Below are 19694 nucleotides of genomic sequence, written 5' to 3' on the forward strand. Positions count from 1 at the left end.
CGCCAGGCCGCCTCGCTTCGAAAGGGATCGACGTGACCTACAAGGCCGAGTACATCTGGATCGACGGCACGGAGCCGACCGCGAAGCTCCGTTCCAAGACGAAGGTCCTCGCCGACGGCGCCGAGCCGGGGCTGTGGGGCTTCGACGGGTCCAGCACCAACCAGGCCACCGGTCACGCCTCCGACCTGGTGCTCAAGCCCGTCTTCACCTGTCCGGACCCGATCCGCGGCGGCGACCACGTGCTGGTCATGTGCGAGGTCCTGCACACCGACATGACTCCGCACGCCACCAACACCCGCGCCGCGCTCGCCGAGGTGGACGAGCGGTTCGCCGAGCAGGAGCCGTGGTTCGGCATCGAGCAGGAGTACACCTTCTTCAAGGAGGGCCGCCCGCTCGGCTTCCCGCTGGGCGGCTTCCCGGCCCCGCAGGGCGGCTACTACTGCGGCGTCGGCGCCGACGAGGTCTTCGGCCGCGACATCGTCGAGCTGCACCTCGACCGCTGCCTCGCCGCCGGCCTGAAGATCTCCGGCATCAACGCCGAGGTCATGCCCGGCCAGTGGGAGTTCCAGGTGGGCCCGGGGGGTCCGCTGGAGGTCGGCGACCACATGTGGGTCGCCCGCTGGCTGCTCTACCGCACCGCCGAGGAGTTCGACGTCGCCGCCACGCTCGACCCCAAGCCGGTCAAGGGCGACTGGAACGGCGCCGGCGCGCACACCAACTTCTCCACCAAGGCCATGCGTGAGGGCTACGAGCCGATCATCACCGCCTGCGAGGCCCTGGCCGACCACGCGGTGGAGCACGTCAAGCACTACGGCCACGGCATCGAGGACCGGCTGACCGGCCACCACGAGACCGCTTCGTGGGACAAGTTCAGCTACGGCGTCTCCGACCGCGGCGCCTCGGTCCGCATCCCGTGGCAGGTCGAGGTGGACAAGAAGGGCTACATCGAGGACCGGCGTCCCAACGCCAACGTCGACCCCTACCTGGTCACCCGCCTGATGACCGACGCCTGCTGCTCCGCCCTGGAGAAGGCCGGCCAGGTCTGAGCCCGCGCCTCAGCACGTCTTTCCGTACGGCTCCCGGGTCACCCGGGGGCCGTAAGTGTTTTCCGGGCGGGGCGCCACTGGGCGCCGAGTTGTACCACGTTGACAATGATTTTCATTTGCGGGACAGTTGAGTGGGATGTCTCCCCTGATACGCCGACTTGAGGATCTGTCGTGCTCTCGCCGCTTGCCCGAACCCTGTCGTCCGCCGCGCTGCTCGTCCTGTTCGCCGCGGGGTGCGGCGGCGCGGAGCCCGCGACCCCCGATGATCCGTCGCTGCCGCTGAAGGTGGTCGCGACCACCACCCAGGTCGCCGACTTCGCCCGCAACCTCGGCGGTGACCGGGTCGCCGTCCACCAGTTGCTCCGGCCGAACGTCGATCCGCACGACTACGAGCCGTCGCCCGCCGACATGCGGGCCATCGCGGAGGCCGATGTGCTCGTGAAGAACGGCGTCGGCCTGGAGAAGTGGCTCGACGACACGATCCGGGCGGCCGGCTTCGACGGCCCGGTGGTCGACGCCTCGCGGGGCGTGCCCGTCCGCGGGGGCGACGGCTCGGCGGAGGAGGGCTCGGGCGATCCGCACATCTGGCACAACCCGCTGAACGTCAAGACGATGGCCGCCACGATCGGCAGGGCCTTCGCCGCCGCCGATCCGGGCGACGCCGCCGCCTACCAGGCCAACCTGGCGGCGTACGACGCGAAGCTGGACGCGCTCGACGCCGACATCGCCCGGAAGATCGGCTCGATCCCGGCCGACCGGCGCAAGCTGGTGACGAACCACGACGCCTTCGGCTACTACCTCGATCGCTACAAGCTGACCTTCGTCGGGTCGATCATCCCGAGCTTCGACACCTCCGCCGAGCTGTCGGCCAAGCAGGTCGCCGATCTCGTCGCCGAGATCAGGGCGACCGGGACGGCGGCGATCTTCTCGGAGGCGTCGCTGCCGCCCAAGACCGCCGAGGCGATCGGCCGTGAGGCCGGGGTGACGGTCGTGGCCGGCGAGGACGCGTTGTACGGCGACTCGCTCGGCCCCGAGGGGTCGGCCGGTGCGACCTATCTCCAGATGGAGGAGCACAATACCGACACCATCGTCAACGCGTTGAGGGGGACGTCCACATGAGTGAGCGCGCGCCGACCCTGGTGATCGACCGGGCGAGCGTGGCCTACGGCGACGTCCCCGTCCTGGAGGAACTGGACGGCGTCGTCCACGAGGGCGAGGCCGTGGCGCTGATCGGCCCGAACGGCGCGGGCAAGTCGACGCTGATCAAGGCGCTGCTCGGGCTGGTCCCGGTCGTCCGCGGCCGGATCGAGGTGCTGGGCACGACCCCGGCGCAGGCCCGCCGCGACGTCGCGTACGTGCCGCAGGCCGACACGCTCGACCCCGACTTCCCGGTCTCGGTCGAGCAGGTGGTGATGATGGGCCGCTACCGCCGGATCGGCTGGCTGCGCCGTCCCTCCGCCGCCGACCGGGCCGAGGTCGCCGGGGCCCTGGAGCGGGTCGGGCTGGCCGCGCGGGCCCGCGACCGGTTCGGCACGCTGTCGGGCGGGCAGCGCCAGCGGGTGCTGCTGGCCCGGGCCATCGCCGCCGGGCCCCGGATGCTGCTGCTCGACGAGCCGTTCAACGGCGTCGACGCGGTCAGCCAGCACGCGCTGCTGGAGGCGATCGGCTCGCTGAAGGAGCAGGGCGCCTCGGTCGTCGTCAGCACCCACGACCTCGCCATCGCGCACCTCGCCTGCGACGAGGTGTGCCTGCTCAACCGGCACCAGTTCGGCTTCGGCCCGACCGGTGACGTACTGACGCCCGAGCGGCTGCGCGCGACGTACGGCGGGCACGCGCTCGAACTGCGCGGCGACCGCGTGATCGTCACCCAGACGTGAGGGCGGCACGGTCATGATCTTCTTCGAGCCGTTCCAGCTTCCGTTCATGGCGCGGGCGCTGGCCGAGCTGGTCGTCCTCGGCGCGCTCGCGGGCACCGTCGGCGTGCTGGTGCTGCTGCGCCGCCTGGCCTTCGTCAGCGACACTCTGACGCACACCGTCTTCCCCGGGGTGGTCATCGGCCACATCATGGCGGGGGACGGCGGCGTCTTCTGGGGCGCGCTCGCCGCCGGGGTGGTCACGGCGGTCCTGCTCACGCTGCTCACCGCCCGCCGCAGGGTGAGCGAGGACGCCGCGCTCGCCGTGCTGCTGACCACGCTGTTCGCGGTCGGCGTCGTGCTGGTGTCGCGGCAGACGGGGTTCACCTCCGACCTCACCGCGTTCCTGTTCGGCCGGGTGCTCACCGTCACCGAGGAGCAGCTCGTGCAGACCGCCGTCGTGACGGCGCTGGTCGTGGCGCTGCTGGCGGTGCTGCGGCGGCCGCTGCTGCTGCGCGCCTTCGACCCCGTGGGCGCCCGCGCGGCCGGGATCCGCGTCGGCCTGCTCGACCTCGTGGTCAACGTCGCGGTCGCCCTGGTCGTCGTGGCCGCCGTCAAGGCGGTCGGCACGATCCTCGTGATCGCGCTGCTGGTCGTGCCGGCCGCGACGGCCCGCGCCCTGTCGGACCGGCTCGTAATCATCGTGCCGCTCGCCGCGCTCCTCGGCGCCGCCGCCGGATGGCTCGGGCTGGTCGCGAGCTACGAGGCCTCGATCGGGTACGGCCTCCGGCTCGCCTCCGGGGCCACCGTGGTGCTCGTCCTGGTCGGGTTGTACGGCCTGGCCCACGCCGCCGCGTTCGCCCGCCGGCGTGCGAAGCTCGGTCAGGCCGCCCGCCGCACCGCGTCCGAGGATCTCGACGTCCTGGAGGCGGCATGAACTGGTTGGACTCCACCGTCCACCGGGCCCTCGTCGAGGCGGTCCTGGTCGGTGTGCTCGGCGGGGTGACCGGCGTCTTCGTCGTCGCCCGGCGGCTGCCGTTCTTCACGATGGCCCTCACCCACGCGACGTTCCCGGGCATCGTGGTCGCCGCCATGCTCGGGGTGAACCTCTATCTCGGCGGGGGGCTGTTCGGGCTGCTGGTCGTCGCCGCCGTCCTGGTCTTCAGCCGGGGCCGCGGGCAGGACTTCACCACGGCGACCGGCATCGCCCTGTCGGGCGGCTTCGGCCTGGGGGTCGTGCTGGTGTCGTCGCAGGACGGGTTCACCCGCGACCTCGCGGCGTACACGGTGGGCGACGTCCTCGCGGTGAGCACGGGCGACCTCGCGGCGACCGTCGCCGTCACGGTCGGCGTGCTGGTCCTGCTGGCCCTGGTGGGCAAGGAACTGCTGCTCGCGGCCTTCGACCCGGTGGGCGCCGCGGCGCTCGGGCTGCCCACCGTGCTGCTCGACTTCGCCCTGCTGGCGGTCGTCGAGGTGACCGTCGTCGCCACCGTGCCCGCCCTCGGGACGATCCTCGCCGTCGCGCTGATCGTCGGCCCGGCCGCGACCGCACGCCTGCTCAGCGACAGGATCGCGCTGCTGTTCCCGATCGCCGCGGCGATCGGGGTCGCCTGCGCGCTGGCGGGCGTGTGGGTCTCCACGGTGTGGAACGTCGCGACCGGGGCGTCGATCGCCCTGCTCGTCGGCCTGGTGTTCGGGGCGGTCTTCCTCGCGACCGCCGTACGCGGACGGACGAGACGGGCCGTGCCGGTCAGGGCGTGAGCAGGACCTTGACGGCGCCGTCCTCCTTCTTCTGGAAGATCTCGTATCCGTGCGGCGCCTGGTCGAGCGGCAGGCGGTGGGTCGCCAGGTCCTCGACCCCCAGCGGGTCGGCGTCGTCGGTCACGAGCGGCATGAGGTCGTCGATCCACCGCTTGACGTGGGCCTGGCCCATCCGCAGCGCGATCCCCTTGTCGAACATCCGCAGCATCGGCAGGGGATCGGTCATCCCGCCGTACACGCCGCTGATCGAGATCGTGCCGCCGCGCCGCACGGTCTCGATGGCGTCCTGCAGGGCGGCGAGCCGGTCGAGGCCGGCCCGGGTCATCATCGCGGCGGCCGCCTTGTCGGGCAGCATCCCGGTGACCGTCTGGGCGAACTTGCCGACGGTGTAGCCGTGCGCCTCCATGCCGACCGCGTCGATGACCGAGTCGGTGCCCCGGCCGCCGGTCATCGACCGGACCGCCTCGGGCACGTCGTCGGCGTCGTTCGCGTCGATCACCTCGATGCCGTGCCTGCGGGCCATCTCCAGTCGCTCGGGCACGAGGTCCACGGCGATCACCCGGTAACCGCGGTGGCGCGCGATGCGGGCCGACATCTGCCCGATCGGGCCGAGGCCGAAGACCGTGACGCTGCCGCCGCCGGGGATCTCCGCCCACTCGACCGCCTGCCACGAGGTGGGCAGCACGTCGGAGAGGTAGACGAACCTCTCGTCCGGCGGCCCCTCCGGCACCTTGATCGGCCCGAAATGGGCCTGCGGCACGCGGAGATACTCCGCCTGGCCGCCGGGCACCTCGCCGTACAGCTTGGTGTAGCCGAACAGCGCGGCTCCGGTGTCGTACTCGCGGACCTGGGTGGTCTCGCACTGGGCGAACAACGCCCGGTCGCACATGTGGCAATGGCCGCACGAGATGTTGAACGGGATCACGACGCGGTCGCCGGGGGCGATGTGAGTGACCCCCGCGCCGACCTCCTCCACGATCCCCATCGGCTCGTGGCCGAGGATGTCGCCCTCCCCGATGAACGGGCCGAGCACCTCGTACAGGTGGAGGTCGGAGCCGCAGATGGCGGTCGTGGTGACCCGGATGATCGCGTCGGTCGGTTCCTTGATCGCCGGGTCCGGGACCTCCTCCACCCGCACGTCGCGCTTGCCGTGCCAGGTGAGTGCCTTCATGGTTTCCCCTTCCAGAAGGGCCTGGATGTCACGATCGTTCCCGTATGCCCGAGTTATGGAAGAGGAAACAGGCCTTGTCAGAGGTGGAGCACGCTGCCCCGCTCGTCCACGTGGTCGGCGCTCTCGTCGTCGAACCACACGCCGCCCGTCGCGAGGTAGCGGAACCGGTGCGCGCCGGGCGGGAGGATCACCGACACGGTACGGGTGCCGTTCCTGCGCCGCAGCAGTTCGTGGCGGCCGGGCAGCCAGTCGTTGAAGTCGCCGACCACGCTGACCGTCCCCAGGGGCTGGTCGACGGGCAGTGCGAAGGTCACGCGGGTCTTCGGGCCGAACAGCCTGTTGCGCTTCAGCATGCGTCTCCTCCCATCCAATGCGATGACGCATATTGTCGCGTATCGCACCTAAAGGAAGAAACCAGTAAAGGAGGGACGTAACACAATATTCACGGCTTTTTCAGGGTATTCGGCCGACTCCGCAGAGGAACCAGGTGGGCAGGTTGCGCCGAGCCTGCCGTACGAGCGGATTCTCGTCGCCGGGCCGCCAGTCGTCCAGCGGGACGAGGCCGGGATCGAGGAGGTCGAAACCGTCGAACAGGCCGTGGATCTCCTCGCGGTTCCGCAGGGTGACGCCCGCGTCGGAACCCCGGTAGACGGCCGCCCCCTCCCGCGCCGCGCCGCCCCGCTCCTCGTCCGTGACGTGGGACAGCACGAGGTGGCTCCCGGGGACGACGGCGTCCCGCAGCCGGGCCACGAGCGCGGCCGGCTTGTCGTCCTCGGACAGGAAGTGCGCCACTGCCACGAGCAGGATCGCGACCGGCTGCGACAGGTCGATCAGCGACCGCAGCCCCGGATCGGCGAGGATCTCCTCGGGCCGCCGCAGGTCGCCCCGCACGGTGACGGTGGAGCCGGCGCCGGACAGCAGCGCCCTGGCGTGCGCGAGCACGACCGGGTCGTGGTCGACGTACGCCACCCGCACGGTGGGATCCAGTTCGTGGGCCACCTCGTGGACCCCGCCCTGGGCGGGCAGCCCGGTGCCGATGTCCACGAACTGCCGGATGCCGGCCTCGGCCACCAGGTGGCGTACGGCGCGGCGCAGGAAGGCGCGGTTGCGGCGGGCCAGCACGCGTGCCTCGGGCGCGACCCGCAGGACCCGCTCCGCCGCAGCCCGGTCGGCCGCGTAGTTGTTCTTCCCGCCGAGGAAGTAGTCGTACATGCGGGCGGGGTTGGGGACACTCGCGTCGATGCCCGGCGGCGGCGCGTCATCGCCCACGTGTCGTCTCCCAGACCGGCGGCAGCAGAGGTGACTCGCAGTGATCATAAATGCCGCCCAGGGAAAACCCAACGAACACCGACATTGACTCTGTGAACAAAGCTGATCCGCCACCTCACCGCCGTGGCCGCCGCGTCCCGGTTGGCCAACGCCAGGCACACCGCCGGCAGGGGGAGCAGGGCGAGCCACAACCGGTGGGCCACCGGCCACTGGGGGTCGTCCTGCAACGGCCACAGCCACAACTCGGCCGTCAGGAAGAGCGTGACCGACAGCAGGGCGAACTGGGCCGCCGCACCCGCGAGGGCCGCCGCGCGGCCGTGCCGGGGACGCAGGCGTACGGCCACCGCCGCGCCGGACAGTCCGGTGAGCACGCACGTCGCGGCCTCCAGCGCCAGATCGCCGGCGAGCAGCGGGGAGCCCTGCGGCAGGAACACGACGATCAGTGCCAGGGTCGTCCCCCAGGCGCCGAGCGCCGCCCCGGCCGCGAGCGCGGTGCGCAGCCACATCCGCAGCCAGCGGGGCACCGGCGTCGAGAGCGTGTCGTATGCCATGGGGTCGACGAGCCCAAAACCGGCCGTCGCGCCCAGCACCCCGGCGGACAGCCGCGCCAGGACCACGGCGTCGCAGCTCACCACCGCCCCCCGGGTGAGTGCGGCGAGGACGACCACGGCGGCGGAGGCCAGTGACGCCCAGGCGAGCGGAGCCCAGCGGACGGCCCGCAGGAGCGGGCGGGGGAGGATCATCGCCGTACGGATCACGAGCAGTCCTTCCGGCCATCAGGATCGGGGGTCAGGCCGAGAAGCGGGAGCGCCTGCTCGACCGTGGTCTTCGGGTCGGTGAGCGTCGCCCAGTGGGTTCGGACACGCGTCCGGGTGTCCGGGCGTTCCATCAGTCGCTCCGCGTAGCGATACAGCCTCTCGGCGGCGGGCCGCTCGGAGTCCGTCGTGTCGGCCCAGGATGAGGCGGCCGTGCGCACCGGCCCGGCCTGGCCGCCCAGCCACAGGGCCACGAGCGTGCGGGCCTGCCGCCACCCGGCGCATCCGGGCGTGCCCCGGCTGAAGGAGAGGCCGGTGGCGTGGTACAGCGGGTCGCCGACCGGCAGGTGCCAGTAGTCCGGCTCCGGCAGACCGGTCACCCGGGCCGCCACCTGCCCGGCGAGCCAGGCCCGGGACAGCGGCTCCGTCCCGTTCCGGCCCCAGAGGAAGAACGGGCCGGTGGGGTGCGGCCATGCGGGCTTCATCATCGTTCCCCGGCCCCGACCGGCCGAGACACCGCCGACCCGCTGCCGGATCTCGGGCACCCGGCTTCGCCCGGCGGGCGGGAGCGCGGCGACCACGGGCCGTACGGCGCGTGTCCAGAGGGGGATCCACGGCTCGTAGCCCGGATAGGCGCAGTAGCGCACTTCCTCGATCACCCGGCAGCGCTGCGCCCCGGGAGCCATCCACCGTGCCAGTCTCTCCGCGGGGACCGCGTCGTGCGTGCCGCCGGCCGCGGCGGCCCCCGTGGGCACCGCAACCGCCAGCCCGGCCAGCGCCGCGAGCAGACGGCGGGGGCGCGCTCCGTGACGGCTCATCGCCAGCGCGGCGATCAGCGGCACCAGAGCGAGGAGATAGACGAGATGGGCTCCCGACGGCCGGGGGCCGATCTCCACCGGGAGTTCGTGGTGCAGGACCACCGGGAGGAGCCCGGCCCACGAGCCGCCTCCCCGGGACAGCTCCAGAGGTGCCGCGACCGCGAACAGCACGACCGGCCCGGCGGCCGGTCCGGGCAGCCAGCGGCCCGCGGCGACGCCGAGCGCGGCGCCGACCGCCGCCCCGGCCGGCCCGGTCAGCGCCTCCCAGGCGTCGAACCGTCCGGCCGGGTGCGCGGGCAGCAGGCTCAGCAGGTGGAGCGCCACGGCCGCGCAGGCCACCAGGGTGGCGACCGCCGGGGCGGCGACCAGCAGCGCCCGGGTCCTGGCCGGAACCCGGACCGGCAGCGCGGCGATCGTCTCCGGCACACCGTGCCGCCGTTCGCGGCCGACGGCGAGGTTCGCCGCCAGCAAGGTGCCCGCCCCCACCAGCAGGCATCCGTACGCGGTGTCGATCGTAACCTCGGGCCACGCGGGCGCACGCGACCAGGTCTGCCACACGCGCAGCGCGACCATGAGCACCGCGGCCCCCCAGACCAGCGGGCTGCGCAGCAGGCGGCTCGTCTCGAACCCCACCAGACTCATGCCGCCCCCTCCGTACGGCCGACGAGGAGGAGGTAGCCGTCCTCCACGGTCGGATCGGCCGCGACGGCCCCCGCCGGGGCCTCGCCGATCGTGCGATAGCGCCCGTCGGCCGTACGCCAGAAGAGAGAGCCGGGCCCCGGCCGGTCGTCGCCCAGGCTCACCCGGCCGGCCGCGACGGCGGCGAGCCCGGCGGGGGTGCCGTCGAACAGGATCCGCCCGGCGTCCATCACCAGCACCCGTTCGCACAGCGCCGCGACGTCCTCGGTCTGGTGCGTGGACAGCAGGACCGTGCGGTTCTCGCCCAGCCGGGAGACCAGGGCGCGGAGCCGCAGCCGCTGTTCGGGGTCGAGGCCGACCGTGGGCTCGTCCAGGACGAGCAGGCCGGGGTCGCGGAGCAGGGCCTGGGCGAGCGCGAGCCGCTGCTTCATGCCACCCGACAGCTTGCGCACCTTCGTGCGGGCCCGGTCGTCGAGGCCGACCTCGGCGAGCACCCGCGACACCTCCCGGTGGCGCTCGCGCCGGTCGGTCATCTCCTTGAGGATCGCGACGTAGTCGAGCGTCTCGAAGGCGGTGAAATGCGGGTAGAACCCGGGGTCCTGGGGGAGGTAGCCGAGCCGGCGGCGCACGCCGGAGCGCCCGGAACGCGTCGCCGGATCGAACCCGAGGGCGCGTATCCTCCCCGCGTCGGGGGTCAGCGTCGTGGCCAGGCAGCGCAGCAGGGTCGTCTTGCCCGCGCCGTTCCGGCCGAGCAGGCCCGTCACGCCGGTGCCGAACGCGACGTCCAGGTCGTCGAGCACGAGGGCGCGGCCGTACCGCTTGCGCAGGCCACGCACGGTGACGACGGGATCGGGGACGACAGGATCGGGGACGCCGGGATCGGTCATCGGGACTCCGCGGGGTCGAGGCGGTGACGCCTGATGTACAGGACGAGGGCGAGCAGCGCCGCGACGCAGCCGTAGAGCACCTGCGCGGCGGGCCGGAACGGGAGCACGCGGTCGTCCGTCGCGAGGCCGACGGCCGTCACGACCACCGGCCATCCGCCGCCGAGGACCGTGGCGGCGAGGGGCAGCGGCACCCGCGTGGCCAGCGCCAGGCAGCCCGTGCTCAGCGCCAGCGCGGGGAGCAGCCAGGCCGCCGTCGTGGCGGGCAGCAGCGGCACGGCCAGTGTGGTCAGCGCGACGGCGGTGAGGAGCACGGCGACGGAGCGCACCAGCAGCAGGGGCGCGCCCGCCATGGGCGTGGCCGCGTAAGTCTCGTACGCGGGGTCGGCCCACTGGCCGTAGGCCAGGGCGATCCCCGCCGTGGGCAGCACGGGGGCCAATGTGAGGAACACCAGGAAGCCCTCGTCCGAGAGGTGCGCCGCCGTCACCGCGAACGCGAGCGCCACCGCGACCGCGGCCGCCCAGGCCCGGCTGAGGGCGGGCGTCGCGACGAGCAGCCGGGTCAGGTGCTCGGGGACCCCGGCGCGGCGCAGCGCCCGTTCGGCGGGCGACGGCCGGGGCCGGGCGATCTCGGTGGACACCCCGCGCCACGATGCGGCGAGCCAGGCTTCGTCGGCGGGCACCGCCGTGCGGCACCGGCCGCAGCGGACGAGGTGCGCCTCCAGGGACATGACGTTCACGGGGTCGAGCGCGCCGTCCAGATAGCGTTCCAGCAGGCCGCGCGGGATGTGCCAGTCACCGTTGGTCATGCCAGCTCCTCTCGCAGCCGGGCTCTGGCCCGCATGAGCCGGGTCTTCACAGTGCCTTCCGGGATGCCGAGCAGCCGTGAGGCCTCCCGTACGGTCAGGCCGTCGAGGACGGTCGCCTGGATCACGGCGCGAAGCTCGGGGGACAGGCGGGACAGTGCCCCGCCGAGGTCGCCGTGCTCGACGCCGAGCAGCACGGCCTCCTCGGCGGAGGCGACCCGGGCGTCGGTGTCGAGGACGGCGGCGGCGCCGATCCACCGGCCGGAGGGCCGGCGCAGGGCGGACGACAGACGCCGTGCCGCGATCGTCCAGAGCCATCCCGCGGCGTCCTCGCCTCGCGGCGAGTAACGCCCCGCCGCGCGCCAGACCGCGACGAACGTGTCCTGTATGGCGTCGTCCACGAGGTCGGGATCGGCGCACCTGCGCAGCAGGCGGGCGCGCAGCCAGGGCGCGTGCCTGTCGTGCAGCAGTCGCAGGGCCTCCACGCGTTCCGCCGCCACGGCCGCGATCAGGTCGTGGTCGTCGCTGTGCGGACCCACGGGCGGCGGGTGCGGGCGTCTCCAGGGAGGCCAGACGGGGATCGGACGCATGCCCGGTCTATCGCGCGACGCGGGCCAATCGGTTCACCCGTGCGACCTAGGACCATCGTCCGATGTCGCCGGAGGTCGAAAGCGATCTATAACGGACCTGCTCAGATGCCCGCGGAGGGGAGACAACCGCATGTACGCGGTCCGACTGCACGCCTTCGGCCCGGCCGGCAACCTCGTCCACGAGGAGGTCGCCGATCCCGAGCCCGGTCCCGGCCAGGTCCGCGTCGCCGTACGGGCGGCCGGGGTCCACCTGGTCGACACCGTCCTGCGGGCCGGGAAGTACGGCGGGGGCCCGATCCCGGTGCCCGACCTGCCGACGATCCCGGGCCGCGAGGTCGCCGGGATCGTCGACGCGGCCGGGCCGGAGACCGACCCCGCCCTGGTCGGCAGGCGGGTGGTCGCCCACCTCGGCATGGCCCCCGGCGGCTACGCCGAGCTGGCCGTACGGGACGCGGCCGCGATCCACGAGATCCCGGACGGCCTGGGCTTCGGCGAGGCGGTGGCGATGATCGGCACCGGCCGGACCACCATGGGGATCCTCGACGTGGCGGAGATCCGGGCGGACGACGTCGTCCTCGTGACGGCGGCGGCGGGCGGCATCGGCGCCCTGCTCGTCCAGGCGGCGGCGCGGGCCGGGGCCACCGTCGTCGGGCTGGCCGGCGGCGCGGCGAAGACGCACCGGGTGCTCGGCCTGGGCGCCGCCCACGCCGTGGACTACACCGCCCCCGGCTGGCCCGGGACGGTCCGGGCCGCCCTCGGCGATCGGGAGGTCACGCTGGCGCTGGACGGTGTCGGCGGGGGTCTCGGCCGGCAGGCTCTGGAACTGCTCGGCGTCGGCGGCAGGCTCGTGCTGTTCGGCTGGGCCGACGCGGCGGGCGGGCCGACCAGGCTGACCACCGAGGACCTGTACGAGCGGGGCATCACCGCGTCCGCGGGCATCGGCCCGCGGGTGCTGCGGCGGCCGGGCGGTCTGCGGGGCCTGGAGGAGCGGGCGCTCGCCGCCGCCGCGTCGGGCGCGCTGACGCCGCTCGTGCAGAGCTTCCCGCTCAGGGACGCCGCCGCCGCGCACACGGCGCTGGAGACCCGCGCCACCATCGGCAAGGTGGTCCTGATCCCCTGAAGGCGCCGTGCGCGCACGCGGGTGACGATCAGACGGGGGCCTTCGCCGCCGTCATTGGCGGGCCCGATCGAGGAAGGCGCGCAGCCGCGTCGCCTCCTCCGACTCGCCGATCATGCCGAGCGCGGACCAGAGCCCCCGGGCGAGGGGAGTGCGCCGCCAGGCGGGCAGGGCCACCGCGGCGTTGTACAGCGCCGTGAGGACGACGGGGTCCGAACCGACCTCCCCCTGGTTCCGCGTGAACGTGAGCAGTTCGCCGGCGAGATAGCGCTGGGTCTCGATCGTGACGCCGCCTGTCGAATTCACGAAAAAGTCGACGAGCAGCGGCATCACGGCGGCCCTGTCCGCCACATTCTGGAGCGCGAACGCGCAGTAGGAGGCCAGGATGTTGTTCAGGTACCGCGCGGTCAGGGCATCGGTGTCCTTCGCGGCGTCCAGCGCTTTCAGGTGCATCTGCACCGGAGCGATCGTCAGCGCGCGGAGATTGACCGGTGTCTCGCTCGGCTCCGCCGAGCCCGGGGGCGTGCTGGTCGCCAGGTGGCCGAACGCGTAGAAGTACTCGACCATCGCCGCCTTCGACTCGTGGCCGGTGTTGATGCGCACGTACTTGCCCTCGACGCCGCCGGCGCTCGGGATCCCGTCGACGTAGGACGTGCGCAGGAACGAGAAGCTGTCGCGCTTGTCGATGAGCGCGAGCTTCTTGAACAGCGCGTCGGCGTCGCCGGTGGGCGTCGTGCGCAGGATCAGGGGGATGCCCTCCACGTACGGCGTTCCCTGCCGGAGGTCCGAACGGTCGATGGGCCAGCAGAACTGGTCCACGAACCTGGCGTTCCCGGCGGCGCTGCGCATCAGGGCCAGCTCGTCGCGGTGCCCGTGCCTGAGCATGTGCACCACCAGTTGCGCCTCGTCGTGCCCGGCGAGGTCGAGCTCGATGTCCTGCAGCAGCGCCTCGGCCCGCGCGTACGCGGACTTGAGGTTGCCCTTCGCCGACAGCATCGTGAGATCGCCGGCGGCCACCTTGCCGGTGCCGAACGAGGCGTACTTCTGGAAGCTCTTGCACAGGAAGACCTCCAGCGCGCCGGCGGCGACGGCCCCCTTGAGGCCGTCGAGCACGATCTCGATCTGGGTCCTGCCGCCCTTCGCGGGCGCGACCTCGATGGTTGTGTCGATGATCAGCGCGAACGGCACCTCGCCCTTCTTGTGCGCCTGCACGCTCCGCAGCACGTCCTCCACGAGTTTGGCCGGGGACGGCGCGAAGGCGGGCGTGCTCGGGTTCAGCGCCGCCACCAGGACGTCCTTGTGGGGCGTCGCCTGCTCGCCCTTCTTGAGCCGGTCGAGCAGCTCCCCGGTCTCGTAGTAGTCGATCGTCTCGGTCGACCGCGAGACCTCCTCATGGCCCCGCGACGACAACGCGATGTAGAGGGCGGTGGCGATGGCGTCCATGCCGCTCGTCATGAGCTGGCTCTCGACCTCGATCTCGTCGTCGGACATCGTCGCGATGCTCGGCGCCCGCTCCAGCAGGATCGCCCGCATCGTGTTCCGGTAGTCGGTCCCGGTGTAGTACCTGCCCACCGCGACGACAATGGCGATCTCGTCCAGCACCAGGTCGGCGGCGCGCATCGCCACCGTGGGGTTGATCTCGTTCGCCACGACGATGTCGAGGAGCCGGCTCAGCGAGCCGAGAGCGTTGGCGGTCAGCGCGTCGTAGCGGTCGGGGCCGAGCTTGTCGGCGAGGCCCAGCACGAGATGCTCGACCATCGCGCACACCGGCGCGATCTCGCTCTTCGTCCGCGCGATCTCCTGCAGCCGGGAGAACCGGCCGGAGGTGATGAGTTGCACGAGGTCGGCCTGCGTGTCGACCGTGAAGTCCGGCTCGGGCGACGTCTTCTCCCTGTCCATCAGCTCGTAGAGCTGGTAGGCCGACGGCGTCGCGCCGAGCTCGTACAGGAGTTTGTCCCACCCGATTCCGCTGTGCTTGCCGGCGCCGCTCAGCACGCTGATGCCCGAGGTCTCGAAGAGCCGCGTGATCGAGAGATCGGCCCACACCGCCGGGGGCAGCACCATCTTGAGCCTGCGCAGCACGCGCGGGCTGTTGACCAGGATGTCGCCTGGGCCGAGCTTCGGGCTCAACTGCAGCTTCTCCACGAAGAGGGTCACCTTCTCGCGGAAGTTCGTGCGCCAGTAGGAGGCCACGAGGTCGTTCTGGGCCGACAGACCGGCGGGTGCGTCGCGCTGGCTGGGCGCGGCGCGGAAGCCGATCTGCTCGACGATGTGCTCCTGCGTCGTCCCCTTCACCGGCACCTTCTTGCCGATCTCGCCGCGGCGGTCCTTCGAGTACGCGAACCTGCCGCCGGAGATGGCGTTGACGAGCTTCAGCGCCTCCCGCAGATGGCCCATCGAAGAGGCGTCGCGCACGTCGTCGACGCGCTGCGCGAGCGTGACCAGGTCGACGGTGACCTTGTCCGGGGTCGTGCCCCCCGGGGCGAGGTCGAGCGCGTCGAGCGTCCGCCGGTCGCGGCTCGCCTTCACCTTCTCGGAGGGCGCCGACGTCTTCGGCTCCTGGAGATCCAAGCGGTGGCGCACGTCGTCGTGCATCGGCGTGCGCCGCTCCTTCGGCTGCTCCATCACCAGATGGGCGAGCCGGACCGCGGCGGTCGCCCTCAGGAACGCGCGGGCGACGTGGCCCATGAGCTGTGCGGCGATGAGCCGGGACATCGTGCTGCGCTCGTTCGCCGGGCGCTGGGCCAGGGTCTCGGCCATGAGCCGCAAGGACCCGAGCACCTTGGGGTTCGCGTCCTCTCCCAGCTCCTTGGCCACCGCCTTGGCGGTGGGCTCGCCGGGCTTGGCGGCGAACGCCTGCCAGGACTTCGGTAACGCCGCCTCCGTGGACGACTCGCTCGGCATCATTGTCTCTCCTGGATCTCACGCATGCGGACGTACGTATGACTGAGGCGGCGTCGCCCATGCTTGACGCTGGAACGGTCCACGTCAATGGTCCAGGCTCCCCGAAATCAACTCAGGCCACGAGTACGGGGTGGGGCAGCACCGAGTTGTGGCAGTAGCCGAGAGCGTTCCAGGGGGTGGTGTCCGGCTGGGAGCGGCCGTGCTCGTCGGTGGCGCGCACGCGCACCACGTGTGCCCCGGGGGCGGGGTCCCAGGGGAAGCGCCAGCGGGTCCAGACGCCGGGGAGGCCCGGCCCGTCGAGCACGGCCGGCCGCCAGGGGCCGTCGTCGATCCGGTAGTCGACCGCCGCCACCCGGTCCTCCCCGGCGTACGCCCGGCCGCGGACGAGGCGCGGGCCGGGCCGCAGCCGGGCCGGCCAGGGCAGTTCGACCAGGCTCGCGACGGGGGTCGAGGTGACGGGCGCGGCGGGCCGGCCGGGAGTCAGGAGCACGTAGTCCTCGGTGTTCCACGGCACGCGCAGCGGCCGGTCGGAGACCTCGATCCGGCCCACCCACTTGATCGCGGCGGCGCCGAGCCAGCCCGAGACCACCACGCGGGCGGGAAAGCCGTGGTCCGGGGGCAGGATCTCGCCGTTCATGGCGAGCGCGAGCAGGGTGTCGGGGGCCAGGGCCTTGGCGAGGGGCATCGGGCGGCGTGCGCGGCCCTCGTCGAGCCCTTCGGGCATGACCTCGACGGCGGCGCCGGTGAGCCCGGCGGGTTCGAGCAGGTCGCGCAGCGGGACGCCGGTCCACTCGGCGGTGCCGATCGCGCCACGCCCCCACCGCACCCCGTCGAAGCGGCGCCCGCACTCGGCGGCGAACAGGGCGCGCCGGTTGCCGGCGCACTCCAGCGTACGGACGACCGAGACGAGCGGGAACCGGTGCCACAGGTCGTCGTAGGTGTAGTCGACGGCTCGCCGGACGCCGGCGCCCTCGACGCGCAGCGTCCAGGTGCGGGGGTCGAGCCGGGGGGTCGGCGCGTGGTTGCGGACGAAGAACCGGTCGCACGGGGTGAGCAGGCCGGGCAGCCGGTCGGGCCGGGTGCCGTAGTCGAGGCCGGTGCCCGCGTCCTCCATGAGGGCGGCGGGAGTCGGTTTCACCACCGCCGCGCCCGGGACGTCGCGCACCCGCATCCGCGCCTCCTCACACTCTCTGCGCCCGGCGCGGACGGCGGGCGTCGGCCCAGGTGGCTCAGCCCAGGTCGCCCGCCCGCCGGGCCTGGCGCTCGGCCCAGGTCGCGAGGCGCGACCACCGCCGGGCCGCGGCCATGCGGCTCGCGACGCGGGCGTGGTCCGCCGCGCGGTGCAGTTCGCTGACCCTCTCGGTGGCCAGGGAGTAGTCGTAGAACATCATTGCCGCCCCATCGCCGTTGTAACTGTCTTTATTTTCTTAGGCAGTCACAAAGGTAACGTAAAGCCGGTAACTGGTCAAGGTGGATTGGACGGTTACGCGCGCCGGGCGCACCGCGTTTCGTACGCGCGCAGCACGGCGTCCAGCAGGCCGGGGAAGAGGTCGTCGAGGTCGTCCCGGCGCAGGCAGCTCATCTTGGCGGTGCCACGGTAGACCTGCCTGATCACCCCCGCCTCGCGCAGCACCCGGAAGTGGTGGGTGCTCGTGGACTTGCTGACGGCGAGGTCGATCTCCGAGCAGGACGCCTCGCCGCCGCCCGCCAGGTAGTGCACCACCTGGAGGCGGGCGGGATCGGACAGTGCGTGCAGCACGTCTTCGAGCCGGATCTCGGCACTGTCCGGATGGTCGAGCGTCCGGAGCTGTGGGGTGCTGGGTGGGGGGGCGGACGGCATCGGTGGCTCCCTTCGTGAGCCCCTCATTGTACGAATACCTTCGTAGTTTGACAGATGGCGTACTACGAAGGATATCGTACTAGCGTCCCGACGACGAGAGGAGCGCGGCCGTGAGCGCGTTGTTCGAGCCCCTGGCCCTGCGGAACCTGACCATCCCCAACCGTGCCTGGATGTCGCCGATGTGCCAGTACTCCGCGGCGGTGGAGGGCCCGGAGCAGGGCGTGCCCACCGACTGGCATCTCACCCACCTCGGGTCGAGGGCGGTGGGCGGGGCCGGCCTGGTCATGACCGAGGCCACCGCCGTGTCGCCGGAGGGCCGGATCAGCCCCGCCGACCTGGGCCTGTGGAACGAGCGCCAGCAGGAGGCGTTCGGCCGGATCACCCGGTTCCTGGCCGAGCACGGCGCGGTGCCCGGCGTCCAGCTCGCCCACGCCGGCCGCAAGGCGTCGACGGACCGCCCGTGGCGCGGCGGCGCGCCGGTCGGCCCCGAGGAGCATGGCTGGCGGCCGGTCGCGCCGAGCGCGATCCCGTTCGACGAGGGCCATCCGGTGCCCCACGAGCTGGGCGAGCAGGACATCCGGCGGATCGTCGGCGACTTCGCGGCGGCGGCGCGCCGGGCGCTCGCGGCGGGCTTCAGGGTCGTGGAGGTCCACGGCGCCCACGGCTACCTGATCCACCAGTTCCTGTCGCCGTTCTCCAACCACCGCACCGACGCGTACGGCGGCTCCTTCGAGAACCGCGCCCGCCTCGCGCTGGAGGTGGTCGACGCGGTGCGCGCGGAGTGGCCCGAGGAGCTCCCGGTGTTCTTCCGCGTCTCGGCGACCGACTGGCTCAGCGAGAACCCCGAGGACCCCCGCGAGGGCTGGACGGCGGACGACACCGTACGGCTGGCCAAGGAACTGCTCTCCCACGGCGTCGACCTGCTGGACGTGTCGTCCGGCGGCAACGCGCCGCGGGCGCGCATCGCGACCGGCCCCGGCTACCAGGTGCCGTTCGCGGCCCGGGTGCGGGCCGAGACCGACCTGCGCGCCTCGGCCGTCGGGCTCGTCACCGAGCCGCGCCAGGCGGCGGAGATCGTGGCGTCCGGGCAGGCCGACGCGGTGATGCTCGGCCGCGCGCTGCTGCGCGACCCCTACTGGCCGAACCACGCGGCCCGGGAGCTCGGCGCCGCCGGCCACTGGCCCCACCAGTACCACCGGGCCGTCTGACGGGCCGTCTGAGCGGTTCGTCTGACCTGGGCCGACCTGGGTAGGGGTCGCGGTATGGCAGAGATCGGTTTCACACTCATGTGCGAGCAGAGCCCGGCGAAGGATCTGGTGGAGGACGCGGTCACGGCCGAGCGGGCCGGTTTCGACTACGCCGTCATCTCCGACCACTACTTCCCCTGGCTGGACGAGATGGGGCACTCCCCATACGCCTGGTCCGTGCTCGGCGCGGTGGCGCAGGCCACCGAACGGCTGCCGCTGATGACCTACGTCACCTGCCCGATCATGCGCTACCACCCGGCGGTGGTGGCGCAGAAGGCGGCCACCGTGGGAGTGCTCAGCGACGGGCGGTTCACGCTCGGGCTCGGGGCGGGCGAGAACCTCAACGAGCACGTCGTGGGGCACGGGTGGCCGCCGGTCAACACCCGGCACGAGATGTTCCGCGAGGCCATCGAGGTCATCAGGGAGCTCTTCCAGGGTGGCTACCGCAACTACAGGGGCGAGTACTTCGACATCGACTCCGCCCGGGTCTTCGATCTTCCGGAGCGCCCGGTGCCGATCGCGGTCGCGGCGTCCGGCGGCCAGTCGGCGGACATCGCGGCCGAGCTCGGCGACGGCCTCATCGCGACCGACCCGGACGGCTCGCTGGTCGAGAAGTTCGCCGAGTCGGGCGGCGAGGGCAAGCCGGTGTACGGCCAGCTCGCCGTCTGCTACGACCCCGACAAGGACGCCGCCGTCGAGCGGGCGCACCGGATGTGGCGCTGGGCGGTCACCGGATGGAAGGTCATGTCCGAGCTGCCCGCCCCGGTCAACTTCGCCGCCGCGACCGAGACCGTACGGCCGGAGGACGTGGCCGAGAAGGTGCCCTGCGGGGCCGACGTGGACGCCGTGGTCGAGGCGGTGCGGCAGTACACCGACGCCGGGTTCACCCACCTCGCGCTCGTCCAGGTCGGCCGGGAGCGCCAGCGGGAGTTCTTCGAGTGGTCGGAGAAGGAGCTGCTCCCCGCGCTGCGGTCGCTCTAGATTCAGAGGGTCG

Annotated in this window: 20 protein-coding genes; 8 read left to right on the top strand and 12 right to left on the bottom strand. The window is 72.7% G+C overall.

The genetic code is table 11. The features are described from left to right. The first annotated feature begins 32 nt into the window (after positions 1 to 32). From glnII to OG344_RS12560, 5 genes are all read left to right on the top strand, one after another. Positions 33 to 1046 (top strand): glutamine synthetase, encoded by a 1014-nt coding sequence (glnII, locus tag OG344_RS12540; RefSeq protein ID WP_405088369.1) that lies wholly within the window; start codon positions 33 to 35, stop codon positions 1044 to 1046. A 171-nt stretch (positions 1047 to 1217) separates the two neighbouring features. After that, entirely contained in the window at positions 1218 to 2165 is a 948-nt protein-coding gene (locus OG344_RS12545; RefSeq protein WP_405088370.1) for a metal ABC transporter substrate-binding protein, read from the top strand. After that, positions 2162 to 2923 (top strand): metal ABC transporter ATP-binding protein, encoded by a 762-nt coding sequence (locus OG344_RS12550; RefSeq protein WP_111697344.1) that lies wholly within the window; start codon positions 2162 to 2164, stop codon positions 2921 to 2923. The genes OG344_RS12545 and OG344_RS12550 overlap by 4 nt, the downstream gene beginning before the upstream one ends. 13 nt (positions 2924 to 2936) lie before the next feature. Next, a complete protein-coding gene (locus OG344_RS12555) occupies positions 2937 to 3836 on the top strand; it encodes a metal ABC transporter permease (RefSeq protein WP_405088371.1) in 900 nt (299 codons plus the stop codon). Further along, a complete protein-coding gene (locus OG344_RS12560) occupies positions 3833 to 4660 on the top strand; it encodes a metal ABC transporter permease (protein ID WP_405088372.1) in 828 nt (275 codons plus the stop codon). Before OG344_RS12555 ends, OG344_RS12560 begins: the two co-directional genes overlap by 4 nt. Here the strand turns inward: OG344_RS12560 and OG344_RS12565 are convergent. The 8 genes from OG344_RS12565 to OG344_RS12600 form a co-directional block, all read right to left on the bottom strand. Beyond that, complete coding sequence (locus OG344_RS12565) at positions 4650 to 5831, bottom strand: zinc-dependent alcohol dehydrogenase (RefSeq protein WP_405088373.1); 1182 nt, start codon at positions 5829 to 5831, stop codon at positions 4650 to 4652. The genes OG344_RS12560 and OG344_RS12565 overlap by 11 nt on opposite strands. Positions 5832 to 5908: 77 nt before the next feature. Continuing rightward, positions 5909 to 6184 carry an isoamylase early set domain-containing protein gene (locus tag OG344_RS12570; protein ID WP_150936145.1) on the bottom strand — a complete coding sequence of 92 codons (276 nt, stop codon included), beginning with the start codon at positions 6182 to 6184 and terminating at the stop codon, positions 5909 to 5911. Between the two features lie 100 nt (positions 6185 to 6284). After that, positions 6285 to 7100, bottom strand: coding sequence for an SAM-dependent methyltransferase (locus OG344_RS12575; protein WP_405088374.1), 816 nt, complete (start codon positions 7098 to 7100; stop codon positions 6285 to 6287). Between the two features lie 44 nt (positions 7101 to 7144). Beyond that, entirely contained in the window at positions 7145 to 7858 is a 714-nt protein-coding gene (locus OG344_RS12580) for a hypothetical protein (RefSeq protein ID WP_405088375.1), read from the bottom strand. Next, complete coding sequence (locus OG344_RS12585) at positions 7855 to 9315, bottom strand: hypothetical protein (protein WP_405088376.1); 1461 nt, start codon at positions 9313 to 9315, stop codon at positions 7855 to 7857. The genes OG344_RS12580 and OG344_RS12585 overlap by 4 nt, the downstream gene beginning before the upstream one ends. Continuing rightward, positions 9312 to 10199, bottom strand: a complete 888-nt coding sequence (locus tag OG344_RS12590) for an ATP-binding cassette domain-containing protein (RefSeq protein WP_405088377.1) — start codon at positions 10197 to 10199, stop codon at positions 9312 to 9314. The genes OG344_RS12585 and OG344_RS12590 overlap by 4 nt, the downstream gene beginning before the upstream one ends. Next, positions 10196 to 11005 carry a zf-HC2 domain-containing protein gene (locus tag OG344_RS12595; protein ID WP_405088378.1) on the bottom strand — a complete coding sequence of 270 codons (810 nt, stop codon included), beginning with the start codon at positions 11003 to 11005 and terminating at the stop codon, positions 10196 to 10198. Before OG344_RS12595 ends, OG344_RS12590 begins: the two co-directional genes overlap by 4 nt. Beyond that, a complete protein-coding gene (locus tag OG344_RS12600) occupies positions 11002 to 11592 on the bottom strand; it encodes an RNA polymerase sigma factor (protein ID WP_405088379.1) in 591 nt (196 codons plus the stop codon). The genes OG344_RS12595 and OG344_RS12600 overlap by 4 nt, the downstream gene beginning before the upstream one ends. Before the next feature lie 130 nt (positions 11593 to 11722). Between OG344_RS12600 and OG344_RS12605 the strand changes: the two genes are divergently transcribed. Continuing rightward, positions 11723 to 12712 carry a zinc-binding dehydrogenase gene (locus OG344_RS12605; protein WP_405088380.1) on the top strand — a complete coding sequence of 330 codons (990 nt, stop codon included), beginning with the start codon at positions 11723 to 11725 and terminating at the stop codon, positions 12710 to 12712. Between the two features lie 51 nt (positions 12713 to 12763). On the opposite strand, the gene OG344_RS12610 is transcribed toward OG344_RS12605, so the two are convergent. From OG344_RS12610 to OG344_RS12625, 4 genes are all read right to left on the bottom strand, one after another. Then, a complete protein-coding gene (locus OG344_RS12610; RefSeq protein WP_405088381.1) occupies positions 12764 to 15616 on the bottom strand; it encodes a hypothetical protein in 2853 nt (950 codons plus the stop codon). Between the two features lie 109 nt (positions 15617 to 15725). Then, positions 15726 to 16784: a sulfite oxidase gene (locus tag OG344_RS12615; protein ID WP_327049389.1), complete on the bottom strand. Its 1059-nt coding sequence runs from the start codon at positions 16782 to 16784 to the stop codon at positions 15726 to 15728. A 58-nt stretch (positions 16785 to 16842) separates the two neighbouring features. Then, positions 16843 to 17004: a hypothetical protein gene (locus OG344_RS12620; protein WP_327049390.1), complete on the bottom strand. Its 162-nt coding sequence runs from the start codon at positions 17002 to 17004 to the stop codon at positions 16843 to 16845. Between the two features lie 92 nt (positions 17005 to 17096). Beyond that, a complete protein-coding gene (locus OG344_RS12625) occupies positions 17097 to 17453 on the bottom strand; it encodes a helix-turn-helix transcriptional regulator (RefSeq protein ID WP_327049391.1) in 357 nt (118 codons plus the stop codon). 110 nt (positions 17454 to 17563) lie between these two features. Here OG344_RS12625 and OG344_RS12630 point away from each other — a divergent pair, with 110 nt between their 5' ends. Together OG344_RS12630 and OG344_RS12635 are read left to right on the top strand one after the other, a co-directional pair. Further along, entirely contained in the window at positions 17564 to 18661 is a 1098-nt protein-coding gene (locus tag OG344_RS12630; RefSeq protein ID WP_405088382.1) for an NADH:flavin oxidoreductase/NADH oxidase, read from the top strand. 54 nt (positions 18662 to 18715) lie between these two features. Further along, the gene (locus tag OG344_RS12635; RefSeq protein ID WP_405088383.1) at positions 18716 to 19681 is read left to right on the top strand and encodes an LLM class F420-dependent oxidoreductase; all 966 of its coding nucleotides are present in this window, start codon (positions 18716 to 18718) and stop codon (positions 19679 to 19681) included. Positions 19682 to 19694: the final 13 nt, after the last annotated feature.

Source organism: Microbispora sp. NBC_01389 (assembly GCF_045040095.1).
In the GTDB taxonomy this organism is placed as follows: domain Bacteria; phylum Actinomycetota; class Actinomycetes; order Streptosporangiales; family Streptosporangiaceae; genus Microbispora.

Excerpts from the sequence above, each read along its gene's own strand:
- OG344_RS12565 (WP_405088373.1), bottom strand. The coding sequence starts at position 5,831 with ATGAAGGCACTCACCTGGCACGGCAAGCGCGACGTGCGGGTGGAGGAG.
- OG344_RS12605 (WP_405088380.1), top strand. The coding sequence starts at position 11,723 with ATGTACGCGGTCCGACTGCACGCCTTCGGCCCGGCCGGCAACCTCGTC.
- OG344_RS12635 (WP_405088383.1), top strand. The coding sequence starts at position 18,716 with ATGGCAGAGATCGGTTTCACACTCATGTGCGAGCAGAGCCCGGCGAAG.
- OG344_RS12585 (WP_405088376.1), bottom strand. The coding sequence starts at position 9,315 with ATGAGTCTGGTGGGGTTCGAGACGAGCCGCCTGCTGCGCAGCCCGCTG.
- OG344_RS12560 (WP_405088372.1), top strand. The coding sequence starts at position 3,833 with ATGAACTGGTTGGACTCCACCGTCCACCGGGCCCTCGTCGAGGCGGTC.
- OG344_RS12620 (WP_327049390.1), bottom strand. The coding sequence starts at position 17,004 with ATGATGTTCTACGACTACTCCCTGGCCACCGAGAGGGTCAGCGAACTG.
- OG344_RS12570 (WP_150936145.1), bottom strand. The coding sequence starts at position 6,184 with ATGCTGAAGCGCAACAGGCTGTTCGGCCCGAAGACCCGCGTGACCTTC.
- OG344_RS12625 (WP_327049391.1), bottom strand. The coding sequence starts at position 17,453 with ATGCCGTCCGCCCCCCCACCCAGCACCCCACAGCTCCGGACGCTCGAC.
- OG344_RS12555 (WP_405088371.1), top strand. The coding sequence starts at position 2,937 with ATGATCTTCTTCGAGCCGTTCCAGCTTCCGTTCATGGCGCGGGCGCTG.
- OG344_RS12595 (WP_405088378.1), bottom strand. The coding sequence starts at position 11,005 with ATGACCAACGGTGACTGGCACATCCCGCGCGGCCTGCTGGAACGCTAT.
- OG344_RS12550 (WP_111697344.1), top strand. The coding sequence starts at position 2,162 with ATGAGTGAGCGCGCGCCGACCCTGGTGATCGACCGGGCGAGCGTGGCC.
- OG344_RS12600 (WP_405088379.1), bottom strand. The coding sequence starts at position 11,592 with ATGCGTCCGATCCCCGTCTGGCCTCCCTGGAGACGCCCGCACCCGCCG.
- OG344_RS12615 (WP_327049389.1), bottom strand. The coding sequence starts at position 16,784 with ATGCGGGTGCGCGACGTCCCGGGCGCGGCGGTGGTGAAACCGACTCCC.
- OG344_RS12590 (WP_405088377.1), bottom strand. The coding sequence starts at position 10,199 with ATGACCGATCCCGGCGTCCCCGATCCTGTCGTCCCCGATCCCGTCGTC.
- OG344_RS12610 (WP_405088381.1), bottom strand. The coding sequence starts at position 15,616 with ATGATGCCGAGCGAGTCGTCCACGGAGGCGGCGTTACCGAAGTCCTGG.